This is a genomic window from Spirulina subsalsa PCC 9445, assembly GCF_000314005.1.
In the GTDB taxonomy this organism is placed as follows: Bacteria; Cyanobacteriota; Cyanobacteriia; order Cyanobacteriales; family Spirulinaceae; genus Spirulina_A; species Spirulina_A subsalsa.
In genome coordinates this window covers 1,405,234-1,420,147 of sequence record NZ_JH980292.1, presented here as the reverse complement: position 1 = coordinate 1,420,147, position 14,914 = coordinate 1,405,234, and the positions used below count along the sequence as shown (strand labels likewise).

Genomic DNA, 14,914 nt, shown 5'->3' with positions numbered 1-14,914 from the left:
AGTTCATCCATTCCCCCTTGCAGCGAGCTAGAAAAAGGGGGGAAAATTCCCCCCTCTTTCGTCGTAGCACGGAAACCCCGCCGTTAAATCAGAGATTCCAACGGCGGAATCTCAACTAGAACTTGCTCCTAGAACTTAAAGGTCGTGCGGAGTAAAGCCCCCCAAACCGCACCATTCCGAGCATCCCCTTGGGGATTCAGGATGGTGAACAATCCGGGCGCAATCTCGATGTTATCGTTCACCGGGAAACGATACTCTAAATTCCCCAAGTAGGAGGCATTGCGCACATTAGGACGGTTCTCAATGTGGCTGGCGTAGGGCAGTTGACTGAAACCTGTCACCAAAACAGCACCATCTCGACCTAAATCCGGGAAGGCTAAGTTAATCCCCCAGTTCCAGATGTCCGCGCTCCGACCTTTCACTAAGGCCGCTTCGGTAGCTTCCCCAATGGCGTTGGTATAGCCAAACCAACCACTTAAGTTCATCGCCCGACCAACATCAACACTGGCGGCAAGGTGGTAATGGTTGCCAGAGGTGGCATTCTGACCAAAAGGAGTCCGAGAGCGATCGCCAATGGTGCTCAAATTCACGGCACCACTAGGAGCATAGGTACGGGAATAACCCAACGCCATACTAATGTTCGATAACTTGAAGCTCAACTGCACAGGCAGAGCATAACTCCCCCCAAACAGCCCCTCATCCGGCTCATTGGCATTGGAGGCAAAGTAACCAATATCTAACGCCAAATTATCGCTCAACTTGATATTAGCCCCCACAGCCGCCCCACCAGAGCCATGAGTTTCAAAGAAAGCGGGATTATGAAGCATCCCCAGAGGTAAGCTATCTTTGCTGTAAGGACTGGTCGTTGAAGAATTAATGATGTCATTAATACTCATCCCAGTAGCCCCTACATGGAACCGGATGTTCCGTCCCAGAGGGAAGTAGTACCACAACTTGCTCAGTTCAACATTATTGTTGCTGTCGCCATAACGGTCAGGACGCAGGCCATCGGTGCCAATATTAGCAACATCGGTTAAATTCCGAGCGTTGCGCGCTTGTAAACGAGTGCGCAAACGGTCAGACCCCACAAAGCTAGTATCAAAGTTTAAACGCGCCCGATAGGAGAAAGCCAGATTACTGTCCATTTTCTCTTGACGGGGAGGTTCGCGGAAACCCACCTCAGAAGCAATCACATTCCCCGCCGCATCTGTAACTACGGTGTCACCCAATGAACCATTATTGCTCTGACCATTGGCAGACGTTCCCGTGATAAAGGTGGGGACGGCTCGTTTCCCAGAAGGAACATCTAAGTTAAAGACCACTTCCCCGAGTAATTTGGTAGTAGTGGAGAACTGATTATCTTCCAAGAAGCTAGTCCGAGACTCTAAGTTATCAACGCGAGTCCCCAAGGTGACTAATTCCGCTTCAAACTCTTGCAAGAGACGACGCAGGGTTTCTAAATCTTCACGAGTGACAAACTCGGCAGTCGTTTCAGCAATGATGCGCTCTAGCTGCTGTAAACAAGCATTTAACCCGGCGGCAAACTCATAACGACTCAAAGCGCGGTTGCCTCGGAAAGTTCCGTCAGGATAACCCGCTAAACAGCCATAACGACGCACGAGGTCATCTAACGCTTGAAATGCCCAGTCACCGGGGGAAACATCACCAAACTGGGAAGCACCGGGGAACCCGGCTTGACCCAAGGTGCTATTACCCTCAGTTGTATAGCTATTGACTTGTTGCAGCAGGTCGCTGGTCGAAACAGGATTAGCAACGGCAGTCCCGGCAACGGCTAAGAGCGCGCCGAGGGTGGCAGGTGCAGCCAGTAAAACTCTTCTTAAATCTTTAGACATCAATCTTCCTCACACTTCACAAGAGAAAACAATAAACCTGTAACTCTGACATCCTACAGACGCTGACAGTAAGCGTAATAACATCGGGTTCCCAAATAAACCATCAAACGGATTAAAGCCGCTTTGACTGATTGGAGGTCAGTTCTGATGTTTTTGGGCTTTAATTCGGGAGTGTCTCCCCCTACTGACTATTTGTAATCGTGACATCCTACCGACACCGACTCTACGGGTACGGTGCGGGCTTCCCCATATCACTATGAGGCTTTCCTGCTTCTACGGGAGGCTCTAGATGTCTTTTTAGGGACATCCCCGATAACCTCTTCCTCTACAGGCAGCTTGACCCCCAGTCCAAGGGCTGCAAGTCCACGCTGCTCGACTATCATCGCCGCAGCAACGTCCCTATCCGTAGTAAATGATTGTTTGTTAATTTTCGGGGCATCGAACCCCTCAATTAACCGTCTTTCATCCCGACACTGACATTCGTACAGTGCGGGGCTTCCCGACGATGAGCTAACCCCAGAAAGATGAATGATACGTTTTCATCAGACATTACACAGAATTTTAGCTCATATCATAGCAAAATCGTTCATAAGAAACCGGGCTTTTCTCAAGAGAACAAGGGGCGGGAAAGCATCCCACCCCTTGAAGATTCTACCTTGAAGATCCTACCTTGAAGAGCCTAGGTGATTATTCCCAAGTGTTTAAGATGGGGCATCAACCTAGACCGAGTTTAGAATCTGAAGGTTGTGCGGAGTAAAGCCCCCCAAATGGCACTGTTCCGAGCATCCCCTTGAGGGTTTAACACGGTGAACAGACCAGGAGCGATTTCGATGTTATCGTTCACGGGGAAGCGATACTCTAAGTTTCCTAAGTAGGAAGCGTTGCGCACGTTAGGACGGTTTTGGATGTGGCTGGCGTAGGGCAGTTGGCTGAAACCAGCAACTAACACGGCCCCATCTTTCCCTAAGTCGGGGAAGGCTAAGTTCACACCCCAGTTCCAGATGTCGGCGTTGCGACCTTTCACTAAAGCGGCGCGGGTTGCTTCACCAGTAGCACTGGTGTAACCAAACCAACCGCTCAGGTTCACCCGGCGACTGATGTCGAAGCTAGCGGCGAGGTGGTAGTGGTTGCCAGAGGTGGCGTTTTGACCAAAGGGAGCGGCGGAGCGATCGCCTACACCCGATAAGAACACATCTCCGCTAGGAGCATAAGTCCGGGAGTAGCCTAACGCAAAGTTGAATCGGTCGAAGTTAAAGTTCAACTGAACGGGTAAGGCATAAGACCCACCAAATAGCCCGCGAGTGGGTTCGTTGGCGTTGCCCGCAAAGTAACCGATATCTAAACCAATGCGATCGCTAAACTTGATATTAGCCCCAATTGCAGCCCGTCCAGCCCCTTGGGTATCATAGAAAGCCGTGTTGTAGGCTAAACCCAAGGGTAAGCCATCAATGGCGTAGGGGTTAGTGGAAGCGGAGTCAAGGATGTCATCAATATCCATCCCTTGCGCCCCAACGTGGAAGCGGATATTACGACCCAAGGGGAAGTAGTACCACAACTTGCTTAGTTGAACCTGGTTGTTACTGTTCCCGTAGTTGTTGGGGGAGAGCATATCCGTCCCCAAGTTCTCTACACTAGACAGGTTCAGGTTGTTCCGAGCTTGGAGACGGGTGCGCAAGCGGTCAGTCCCGAAGAAGCTGGTATCAAAGTTTAAACGCGCTCGGTAGGAGAAAGCGAGGTTGCTGTCAAGATCCCGTTGAGCAGGAGGCTCGCCGAAACCAACATGAGTTCCCACAATATTTCCGGCGGCATCGGTGAATACAGTATCCCCATCAATCACAACGCCGTTGTTGCCAATGGCTCCTGGAGCAAAAGGAAAAGCTCCCAAGTCATGGCTTAAGAATGTGGGGTTCGCCCGTTTCCCGAAGGGAATATCTAAGTTAAAGATAGCTTCCCCAACTAATTTGGTGGTAGTAGAGAACTGGTTGTCTTCTAAGAAAGCGGTGCGGGATTCCAGATTATCAACGCGAGTTCCTAAGGTGACTAATTCTGCTTCAAATTCTTGCAGCAGACGGCGAAGCACTTCTAAATCTTCGCGAGTCACAAAATCGGCCGTGGTTTCAGCAATGATGCGCTCAATTTGTTGTAAACACGCGTTTAAACCGGCTGCGAACTCATAACGGCTTAAGGCACGGTTGCCCCGGAATGTTCCGTCGGGATAACCCGCTAAACAGCCGTAGCGACGCACGAGGTCATCTAACGCTTGGAATGCCCAGTCCCCGGGGGAAACATCACTAAACTGGGAAGCTCCGGTAAATCCGGCTTGACCCAAGGTGGCGCTCCCTTCAGAGCTATAGCTATCAATTTGCTGGAGCAGGTCGCTAGCGGACACGAAATCAGTGTCGTTCGTGGAAATGGGACTGGCGACTGCGTTACCTGCAACGGCTAGCAGCGCGCCGAAGGTAGCGGGTCCAGCTAACAAAGCCTTTCTAATATTTTTAGACATCAATCTTCCTCACACTTAACCAGGGAACACGAAAAAATGAACTTTCGAGTGCTGTAATCCTAACCGCTCAGGTTACTCTAGACGTACCTGTCTGACTAGAGAGACAAAGTTCCAGTTCACTTTTCCCATTCGAGTCTAACGAAATTTTAGGCGAATGGGAAACTTTTGGGGATGAAACTTGAAATATTCTTGGACACGATGGTAATGACTCTTGTAGGTTCTGTCAAGTCAATGGGCAATTATTCAGAATAAGTTGTCAAAATTTATCCCCCCTAGCCCCCCATTCAATGGACTTATCCCCCCTAGCCCCCCTTTGGAAGGGGGGGAAATATGGGGGGAACAAGACGGGGGGGGAAATACGGAAGTCCCCCTTTAGAAGGGGGATTTAGGGGGATTCCACTCAACGAAGGGAAAAGCTAACCGATTCTCACTGAGTTAAGGTATCCCCCCTAGCCCCCCATTCAATGGACTTATCCCCCCTAGCCCCCCTTTGGAAGGGGGGAACAAGAAGGGGGGAACAAGACGGGGGGCATGGACTGTCTGCTTTGTGATCTTCAACACAGGAGAGGGGAGATCAAAATAGGGGGATGGGGGAGAGATATATCAGGTTAGCTGTGTGATGATTTCTGGTGGAAGGGGTGATGATTATGGGTGGGTTGAGGTTGGAAAGATCACTGAGATCCTTGGCCTAAGATGATGAAATGAGCATAGTTAATGTTTCGCTTTGCCAAGGGAGATTGTGATGCAAACTGTCCAGCAGGGGTTAAAGGAAAGAAAGAGCATGAATGGATTAGTCGAGGAACTCCAGCAGACGTGGGATCAGTATTTAAGGGTGGATTGTCCGGATCTGAGTGAAACTCGCCGAAACAGTATTGTTCGTTGGTTGTTGGGTGAGGATTTGACGCGCTGGGAAGGGTTGGATGCTCGGCAGGAACAGATTGCGAAACAGGCAATGGAGTATCGCTACCGTATTTTGCAGCAACGTTATTTAGGGGTGCCACCGAGTCGGGCCTATGGCAATTTGATCAATCGTTTGGGGTCTTTGGTGGTGCTGCGTAATAAGATCCGGACTTGGGTGGCGTTAAGTCGCGATCGCAAGCGGGCGGTGGCGGATGTGTTACAAGAGGTGATTCAGGAAATGTTAAACAGCGATCGCTATATTCAATCGGCGATCGCTTGGATTGGAGAATGTACTGAGGATAAGGTTTTACGCAACACATTACTTCTAACCTCCGTTGAGGAATACTGTATGCGTCCCATTCGCAATCAGCCCCTATTGGTCTATCGTTTTGTCAATTATCTCCGACGTTCTCAACGGGGGGGCATGACTCAGATTCCCCAAAGCGAACGGATTAAAATGATCTCTGAAGAAATTGCCGTAGATGAAACCGATTCTCCGGTGAGTCTGTTGGATACGGAAGCAGTGACAAGCTATCAAGAACAACAGGACTGGGAAGAGCAGCAATTACTGCGTCAGACGGTACAGGATGAGTTTGAGCAGTATTTACGGGAAAAAGTCGAACCTCTGGCGGTGTCTTGGCTACGGTTGTATCTACAAGGCTGTTCTCAAGATGCGATCGCCCAACAGTTAAATCTCCCCGTCAAACAGGTTTACCGTCTCCGGGAAAAGGTCAGTTACCATGCCGTAAAAATCTTCGCCCTCAAGAGTCGGCCCGAATTAGTGGCCAATTGGCTACAAATTTCCCTCAAGGAGCATAATCTAGGCTTAACTCCCACCCAATGGGAGCAGTTTTGGCAAGGTCTGACTCCTCTGCAACAAGACATCCTCGGTCAGTTAAAGGAAGGTCAGGTGATTGATGCGATCGCCAAAACCCTCAAGCTCAAAAAATCTCAAGTTATGTCCGAGTGGACTAAAACTTACCAAATCGCCCAAGAATTAAGAGGAGAATCGGGAGTCGGGAATAGGTAATAAGGAATAGGTAGGGCTTGCTGAATAAGTCCGAGAGTTGGGGAATCGGGAGTCGGGAGTCGGGAGTCGGGAATAGGCAATCGTGCCAGTTTTAGATGATCTGTTCCCTGTTAAGAGTTCCCTGTTCCCTTGTTGAGCCTAGCATAGGCGTGTTATTCAGCAGACCCTAGGTAATAAGTCTTAATTCCTCCTCTCCTCCTCTCCCCTGCTCTCCTGCTCCCCCCCATTCCCTATTCCAGAAACGAAAAAAGGCGATGAGTTAACACCCATCACCCTCATGCACTCAAAAATCACTCAATCAGTTCCCAAACCCTAGAGATTAACCCTCTTTAGAGCCAGTTCCTAAAATCTCAGATTTGAGCGTATTAAATTCCGTGAGTAACTCAGAACGAGTGGAGGACTGCAACAGATACCGATACACAAACCAAGCCGTGTATCCAATCCCCACTAATTCAAAAATGGGAGCCAACAGGGGGACATCATTAATAGCAGACAACAGCGCGAGGGTTAATTTCACCGAAATAATACCCGCCACAATCAAACCCACCGTAATCAGGGGTTGCTTATAGTCTGAGAAAAACTTACCCAAGTAGTCCGGTAACTTGGCTAAAAACTCTAAAACAGGCTCTAACCATTCCTGCCAAGGCTGATCACTCAGGGGGGGAGTGGCCGAGGGGGTTGTCGAGATCGCACCAGAGGGTTCCGTCTTGATATCAGGGGTTTGTGTGGTGTCGGCGGTTTTTACGTTGGATTCTTCCATGGATTTCTCCTCCTAAGTCTGAAAGGCAAACTCTATTGTAGGCTTTGGTGCTACACACAAAAAGCGGACTTGACCAACCCTAGCTGATCTTATCTCAAATCTTAGACCCCAAACTCCGGATCTAATCACAAATGAGTTGAACAAAAATAGCGACACACTCCCCCACCTCCCACCCTCACAGGTGGGGAGAGCTTCATATAGTGCAATTGCCCCAAACTATAGCAAAATTATTTAGTCGTCATGGTAAACACCCCATCCCAATCATCATCTGGGGGAACTTCCAAGAAATGGCGACAGCGTTCAATATGTAAACCCGCCGCCTTATCTCCTCCATTCACCTCTAAAATTGTGGCAAAATGACCTAGGGCGAGGGCAAAATTGCGCTTCAAATAAAGTTCCCGTCCCCGGTTATATAACTCAATGGTTTGTTCCTTCTCATAGGGTAATTTAGCATTCACCTGTTCCACCAACTCATAAACCCCCACAGGTGTAGTTTTCCCCTTCACCCGAATACAATCTAACTCCCGCACAATCACCTTATCTGAACATTGTTTAAAGGTATTTTCACTAATTACAATGTCGCAACCATATTGTTTACTCGCCCCTTCTAACCGGGAACTCAAATTCACCCCATCCCCAATCGCTGTAAACTCCATCCGTTTACTAGAACCAATATTTCCACTAATCACATAGTCAGAATTAATCCCGATCCCAATCCGAATGGGATCTTTCCGTTCTGCCACTCGTTTTTCATTAAAATCTGCCAAACGATAGCGCATATCCAAGGAACTTTGAACCGCTTTCCAAGCATGATCTTGTAACGGGAACGGTGTCCCAAATACCGCCATGATGGCATCCCCAATATACTTATCCAGAATTCCTTTATGGGCAAAAATGGCCTCAACCATGGACTCAAAATATTCATTCAGCATACTGACCACTTCTTCAGCTTGCAATTTTTCCGTTAATGTGGTGTAGCTGCGAATATCTGAGAATAAAACCGACACTTCCCGGCGTTCTCCCCCGAGTTCTAATTCCCCTTTTTCTAATAACTGTTCCGCTAATTCTTGGTTCATATAGCGGTACATCGTGCTTTTTAGCCGCTTTTCATCACTAATATCATCCATGACCACCAACGCGCCATAGACATTATCTTCATCGGCGGCATCACTAATCGAGTTAATAGAAAGATTAACAGAATGTTCCTCTCCGGCCGCCGAAATAATGGTTTGATCGGGATAGTACTGTTCTCGATCTTTATCATCTTTCGGATGTAAAGCCCGGTTAAACCACTCAGAAAACTCGCCTTTTTTGGCCACCTCTCCCTTCTCAACAACATCTTTACCTTTAATCTCCACTAAGGCATTCATAGGCTTTCCTTCGAGGGGGTTTCTATCATCAAACCCTAACAATTCCCGCGCTTTTTCATTGGCCGCAATAATCACCCCATTTTTATCCGTGGAAATCACACCATTAGTTAAGCTGCGCAAAATATCGCGCTGCATTTGCTCTTGTTGCTGCACTCGGGCAAATAAGGTCGCATTTTGTAACGCCACCCCGGCCTGAATATTAAAGGCCTTCATGAACTCCTGATCACTGCGGTTAAAACTCGCTTTCCAGCGTTCGGGAGGTTCTGGCCAATCTTCGGAATTATAAGGGGGATAATCCCCTTGTTTAATTTTGTTGATTAACTGCGTCACCCCGATTAACTCGCCATCGGAGTTATAAACGGGCATACAAAGCAAGCTACAAGTCCGATATCCTGTTCTTTGATCCGTTTCCTTGGATTTTTCCGACTCCGGATGATTGTAGAGGTCAAAACCAATATTGAGAACTTCCCCGGTTTCTGCCACTCGTCCAGCATACCCCACACCAATGGGAATCCGAATTTCTAGCAGGGTGCCGTTATCAAGGGGAATTTTCGTCCAGATGTCGTTTTTCTCGCGGTCAATGAGCCAGAGGGTGCTACGGTCAGCGTTCATGAGTTTTTTCGCCGCATCCATCACCGTCCGTAGGGTGGTGTCTAGGTCTAAATTGCCCCGACTGAGGGAGTTGGTGGCTTCAATCAACGCATTGGCCGCCCGTTGTTTTTGGGTAGCTTTATAGAAGGAGCGGGAAGATTCTAGAATTAAGCGGATGGAGGGGGCAAAGTTGGCAAATACTTCTAGGTCATTCTCTGTAAATCCTGTATGGGAGATCCGATGTTCTAGATCGGCGGTGGGAGCATGATCGGGTTCTAGTTTATTAATCAGTTGCACCACGGCGACCAGTTCCCCTTCGTCGGTTAGAAGGGGCAGGGCTAACATACTATAAGTCCGGTAGTTGTTGCGCTTGTCAAATTCCTTGGCGGCGACCGAGCGGGGATCATCATAAAAATCGTAGGGGATATTGATCACTTCCCGCAATTGGGCAACTTCCCCGGCAATGCCTTTTCCGACGGGAATCCGGATTTCAATGGGTTTTCCGTCGTCTCCTTTGGCGACAATCGACCAGAGTTCATCTTGATCATCATCTAGGAGGTAGATGGTGGTGCGGTCGGCTCCGAGGAGTTCCCCGGTTTTGAGGGTGATGGAGCGCAACATTTCGTCCAGGATGGCATCAAACCCTTCGCTATCTAATACGCTGTCGAGGAGGGAGAGGGTTTGATTGACGACCTTAAGTTTTTCTTCAACATCCATCACCACCTTTTGGAAGGTTTCTTTATTCAGGGGGGCGAGGAAGTTGGAGAAGGTGCCTTGAGCGGCAACTAGGGCAGAGGATGACCCATTGCCGTTGCTGGGGGGGCTGTTCTCGGGGGTGTTAGGGTCTGGGGTGGGGTTAATATCAATGGTGGTGCTATTATTCTGAATTGACCTGTCAAATTTAGAGGTTTGGCTAGCGGGGGCTGGTTCTTCTTCTGGGGTTACGTCAATATCAATGGTGGGTCCGGTGGGCTGAAATTTGCGGTTTGTGCTGGGATGAGAAGAGGAGTGCTGGTCGTGTAGGATTTCAGGATTAACCGATTCTCCCGTAGATGTACCTGCTGCGGGAGTGTGATCAGGATGGCGATTGGAAACCTGATTCGGGTCATGGGATTGGGGTTGGTTGGGGTCAGGAGATGCAGCAGTCATTTCTCTTCACAAATTGGAGGACAGGGGTCTTAGCGGATGAGAGATGAGAGTTAAGGGGGCTTGGTGTAGCCATCGGACTCCCGTTAGCCTAACTCAAGGGTCGGGCTTTTGATTCTGATGGTGATAAGTTTACCAAAAACCTGAGTTTAAAGCCCTGTCCTTCGCTGATTCGTTGAGTGAAGAATCCCTGTGCTGTGATAGCCGGGAGTGTCACTAGACATTTTAGCCTCTTTTGTCTAGTCGGGCGGCGGCTTGGGCGAGGAGGGACTGGGCAAAGGCGATCGCCTCTCCGGCAGAATCTCCCCCGGTGAGTTGGGCGAGTTCGGCGGTGCGACTGTCGCTATGGTCAAGGGAGGTGATACGGACGACGGTGCGCAAGGTGTTAGGGATGGTGTCGGGGTGGGTTTCTTGCTGTTCAATCACTTGTTTATCGACGCGGAAATGATGATCGGCGAGGGCGGCAATCAGGGGTTGATGGGTGACACAGAGGATTTGATGGGGGCGGCTGAGTTGGTGCAGTTTTTCGGCGATCGCCTGAGCTACTTTCCCCGATACTCCAGCGTCGATTTCATCGAATATCAAGGTTTTCTGACTTGTCTCGGAGGCGGTTTGGGAGAAACAGGCTTTTAAGGCTAAGAGAAAACGGCTCATTTCCCCCCCGGAGGCCGTACTTGAAAGGGGTTGTAGGGGTTCGCCGGGGTTGGGACTAAAGTAGTAGGTCACTTGATCCATGCCTTGGGAGGTGGGATGGGTGGGGGTGAGGCGACATTCAAAGCGCACTTTCTCCATTGCCAAGGGTTTAAGTTCTCGGATCAGTTGATTTTCGAGGTCTTGGGCGGCTTGTTGGCGTTTTTGGGTGAGGAGGGCGCAGAGGCGGATTAGGGTGGCTTCTGCGGCTTCGTAGCGGGCGGTGAGGTGTTCGAGGGATTGTTCTGCGGTGGTAAGTTGGGCGAGTTCGTTTTGCAGGTGATCCCGATGGGCGATCGCATGACTTAATTCGGGGCCATATTTGCGGCAGATTTGTTTCAGGGTTTGAATGCGCTCCCCGACTTCTTCTAAGCGTTGGGGATCGGCTTCGAGGCGATCGCCATAATGATTGATTTGCTGTCCGGCTTCTATGACTTGGGCGATCGCACCCTGTACCATTTCTAAGACGGGGGTGAGTTGCCCATCATAACTCACCATCGCTTGCAGGTGATTGTCCACTTCGGCGAGTAAATCGGCTACCGCTACCCCCTCTTGGTCGTTTTGGTAGAGGAGTTGATAGACTTGATAGCTAAGGTTTTGCAGGTCTACGACATGGGACAGGCGATCGCGTTCTTGTTCTAATTCGGTTAATTCGTCGGGATCGTTTAACTCTGCCCCCTCCAACTCTTGCAACTGATAATTTAACCAGTCCAGTCGTTGTAACCGTTCCTGTTCTGACTGCCGACGTTGCTCCAGTGCCTGCTGTGTGGCTTTATACGCCTCGTAAGCGGCTTTGACCTCTTCACGACTCCTTTGTAGGGCTACGCCGCCGTAGAGGTCTAATAAGTCCCGTTGGCGTTGAGCAACTAGGAGTTCTACGGTTTGCCCTTGGGCGGTAATTTCCACTAGGCGATCGCGCAGTTGCTGAACAATTTTCCGATTCACTAACACCCCATTAATCCGGGAACGGGAGCGAAAATGGGCTAATTTCGCTGACATTTCCCGACTACAGACTAAGGTTTCCTCTTCTAATAGTTCAATCTCCTGTTCCTTTAACCAATGGGCTAAACTCTCCGTTAAGCTAAAGGTGGCCTCCACTAGCGCCCGTTGACTCCCTGTGCGCAACAAGCGACTACTGACTTTTCCCCCCAACACCACATCAATAGCATCGAGAATAATCGACTTGCCCGCCCCGGTTTCCCCCGTCAACACATTTAAGCCAGTGCCGAACTCTATCTCTAGTTGATCAATTAGCGCAAAGTTTTCAATCCTTAGCGACAGTAACATCTATTAAACCCCCCCATTTTCAGTCAACAGGTTAGCCCTTCACCCTTAACGATGTAGGATTAACTCGCTAATTCTAACGCTTGAGCCGGTCCGACGAGGGAAATATAGGGGTCTGTGCCGAGATAACGCTGGGCGACGTTTTGGGCTTGTTGGGGGGTGATGTCCTGAACGGCTGCCTGAAAGTCCTCGTCAAATTCAATGCCTACGGAAATGGTTTCATACCAGCCTAATATCTGGGCGATTTCGGCGTTGGTTTGTTTGCCGAGGGCATATTGTCCTAAAAGTTTATTCTTGGCGGACTGAAGTTCTTCTTCTGCGAGGGGGGCTTCCCAGAGTAGTTTAACTTCTTGTTCCAATCCGGCAATGGCGACGGGGGTATTATCGGGGGCGGTTCCCATATAAACCACAAATTGGGAGGGTTCCAAGCGGGTGGGATAAAAGGCGGAAACATCATAGGCTAATCCCCGTTTTTCCCGCAATTCCACAAAAAGACGACTGGATAAACCGTTTCCGAGGTAGGTGTTGAGCAGTTTCAGGGCGGCGTAGTCTTCCCGTTTGTACACTGAAGGGCCGAGGTAGCCCAACATGATGATGGATTGTTGGCTATCTTGGGGGAGTTTGTCGATTTGGGGGTGACTCGACAGGGGGGGGAGTTCTAGGGTGGGGAGGGGGTGGGAGGGGGCTTGCCAGTCGCCGAGGGTTTGTTCAATTAGGGTAATGGCTTCTTCGTGGTCAATGCAGCCGGAAAGGCTGACGATGAGATTATCGGGGCGAAAATAGGTGTTATGGTACTGGTGCAGGTGGGCGGGGGTGAGTTGGCTGACGGTTTCTTCTGTGCCTAGGATGGAAACGCCGTAGGGATGCTGGGGATACATGGCGCTGCGCAGTTGCTGGAAGGCCAGGTTAAAGGGGCGTTCTTTTTGGGAGTGAATGCTTTGGAGGGTGAGGTTTTGCTCTAGTTCAAATTCGTTGGGGGGGAAACTGGGCGATCGCAAAAGTTCGGCCGCAAGGTCTAAAATTTCCCCAAAGTCGGCGGTGACGGTTTTTAAACTCATCACAAAATAATCGGCGGACGCGTCAGCGCCTAAGCTAGCCCCGATGGATTCGACTTTTTCGGCAATTTCGGCGGAATTAAGGGTGTGGGTGCCTTTGGTTAACAAGACGGCCAGCAGGTGGGACATCCCCGACTGTTCGAGGGGTTCCCAGCGCCCTCCGGCACGGAAAAATAAACGAGCGGCAATAATATCAGTGGCTCGATTCTCAACGGTTAGCACCGTAATTCCATTAGACAGGGTGGTGCGTTGAACGGGTTGCATCATGTCAGGAGTGTCAGGAGTTTAAGGGAAAGATTATAAACCGCCCATGACGGTGACGGCGTATTTTTCGGGGGAGAGATATTTGGCCGCGACTCGTTGTAAATCAAAGCCTTGAATCTGTTGGATGCGTTGGGGATAACTTACAGAAAGTTCGGCGGCGCTGATGGTGTTGTAGTAGCCATAGAGTCCAGCCATTTGACTGGGGGTTTCGGTGGAGAAGGCATAATCATTACAGAGGAGTCGCTTGGTGCGTTGGAGTTCGGCCTCGGTGACAGGTTGGGAGATAAGTTCTTGTAGGCGATCGCGAATAATGGCCTCGACTTGCTCTACATCTTCCTCCGCTAACCAGGCTGTAATGGTAATTAAACTCGCATCCCGTTGTAGGGAAAACTCACTGGCAATATCTAGCACCAGTTGTTTTTCTTCGCGCAATTCTCGCACCAAGCGGGAGGAACGACCACTGGCTAGGATCACCGATAACATATCCAGACAACAGGCCTCATTTAATTGTGCCACACCCGGGCCTAACCAACCCATGATTAAGCGGGCATGACCTAAACGGGGTAAACGGAGTTCGGTGCGTTCGATTTTTTGCAGAATGGGTTTAATTTTTTGTCGAGTGGGGGGGCATTCTGAACGAATCTCGAAGCCTTGAAAGTTCTCACTCACTAAGGATAAGGCCGTTTCCTGTTCAATTCCTCCCACTAAAACCACCGTCATATTTTCTGGTTGGTAGTGAGTCCGATGGAAACAGCGCATTTGATTGGGCGATCGCATTTTAACCTGTTCTTCCGTCCCTAAAATCGACCGCCCATAGGTATAGTCCCCATAAATCGTCTCACACAACGCCTGAAAGCCCAACCAGTCGGGATCATCCTGACAAGACCGAATTTCCTCTAACACCACTTCCCGTTCCCGGATAAACTCATCATCGGGCATCTGAGCATGAAGGAGAATCTCCGCAAAATAAGGCAAGGTTTCCGGCAAATACTCGGCGGCTGTGGTAATAAAAAAGTGGGCGTAATCATGACTGGTTGCGGCGTTCGTCATCCCCCCACTATTCTCAATCACCCAATCAAACACCCCTGGCCCAACCGTTTTACTCCCTTTAAAGATCATGTGTTCTAAGAAGTGAGCCATACCATACCAATCATCGGGTTCTGCGGCCGCCCCAGCCCGCACCCACACATCCACCACCGTGACGGGAGTTGCAGGGATATGTTGATGAATTACGGTTAGGCCGCTTTCCAGGCGGAAGATTTGCGCCGGAAAAGGGATTGCAGTATGTTGTTGAACCAGTCGAGTAAGTTGTTGCAAGATTAAGCTCGCTAGGTGACGCGCAAAGGTATAATTTTTTATTCTAACCTGTCCCCTCTTGTAAAGTAGATCACTTTTATACAGATTCTGTGACATCTTTGGGTAAAGCCATCCTTGATCGGGGATCGGGTTAACTCGTCTTCCCCCAGAG

8 protein-coding genes and 1 pseudogene are annotated in these 14,914 nt (G+C 49.6%); 1 reads left to right on the top strand and 8 read right to left on the bottom strand.

What is annotated here, in order from left to right; translation table 11 throughout:
• Positions 1-128: 128 nt before the first annotated feature.
• From SPI9445_RS0106710 to SPI9445_RS0106705, 3 genes and pseudogenes are all read right to left on the bottom strand, one after another.
• Positions 129-1,853, bottom strand: a complete 1,725-nt coding sequence (locus SPI9445_RS0106710; RefSeq protein WP_017303966.1) for an iron uptake porin — start codon at positions 1,851-1,853, stop codon at positions 129-131.
• A 254-nt stretch (positions 1,854-2,107) separates the two neighbouring features.
• Positions 2,108-2,266, bottom strand: a pseudogene (locus SPI9445_RS31970) (RNA-guided endonuclease TnpB family protein); the annotation flags it as partial.
• Positions 2,267-2,583: 317 nt separating this feature from the next.
• Positions 2,584-4,356, bottom strand: a complete 1,773-nt coding sequence (locus SPI9445_RS0106705; RefSeq protein ID WP_017303965.1) for an iron uptake porin — start codon at positions 4,354-4,356, stop codon at positions 2,584-2,586.
• A 742-nt stretch (positions 4,357-5,098) separates the two neighbouring features.
• Between SPI9445_RS0106705 and SPI9445_RS0106695 the strand changes: the two genes are divergently transcribed.
• Positions 5,099-6,286: a HetZ-related protein 2 gene (locus tag SPI9445_RS0106695; RefSeq protein ID WP_017303963.1), complete on the top strand. Its 1,188-nt coding sequence runs from the start codon at positions 5,099-5,101 to the stop codon at positions 6,284-6,286.
• A 319-nt stretch (positions 6,287-6,605) separates the two neighbouring features.
• Here the strand turns inward: SPI9445_RS0106695 and SPI9445_RS0106690 are convergent, their stop codons facing one another.
• The 5 genes from SPI9445_RS0106690 to SPI9445_RS0106670 form a co-directional block, all read right to left on the bottom strand.
• Complete coding sequence (locus SPI9445_RS0106690; RefSeq protein WP_017303962.1) at positions 6,606-7,046, bottom strand: CAAD domain-containing protein; 441 nt, start codon at positions 7,044-7,046, stop codon at positions 6,606-6,608.
• A gap of 227 nt (positions 7,047-7,273) precedes the next feature.
• Positions 7,274-10,156 (bottom strand): GAF domain-containing protein, encoded by a 2,883-nt coding sequence (locus SPI9445_RS0106685; protein ID WP_017303961.1) that lies wholly within the window; start codon positions 10,154-10,156, stop codon positions 7,274-7,276.
• A gap of 222 nt (positions 10,157-10,378) precedes the next feature.
• Positions 10,379-12,130: a DNA repair protein RecN gene (gene recN / locus SPI9445_RS0106680; RefSeq protein ID WP_017303960.1), complete on the bottom strand. Its 1,752-nt coding sequence runs from the start codon at positions 12,128-12,130 to the stop codon at positions 10,379-10,381.
• Positions 12,131-12,189: 59 nt separating this feature from the next.
• Positions 12,190-13,449 carry a M16 family metallopeptidase gene (locus SPI9445_RS0106675; RefSeq protein ID WP_026079586.1) on the bottom strand — a complete coding sequence of 420 codons (1,260 nt, stop codon included), beginning with the start codon at positions 13,447-13,449 and terminating at the stop codon, positions 12,190-12,192.
• 30 nt (positions 13,450-13,479) lie between these two features.
• A complete protein-coding gene (locus tag SPI9445_RS0106670) occupies positions 13,480-14,763 on the bottom strand; it encodes a M16 family metallopeptidase (RefSeq protein WP_017303958.1) in 1,284 nt (427 codons plus the stop codon).
• Positions 14,764-14,914 lie beyond the last annotated feature (151 nt).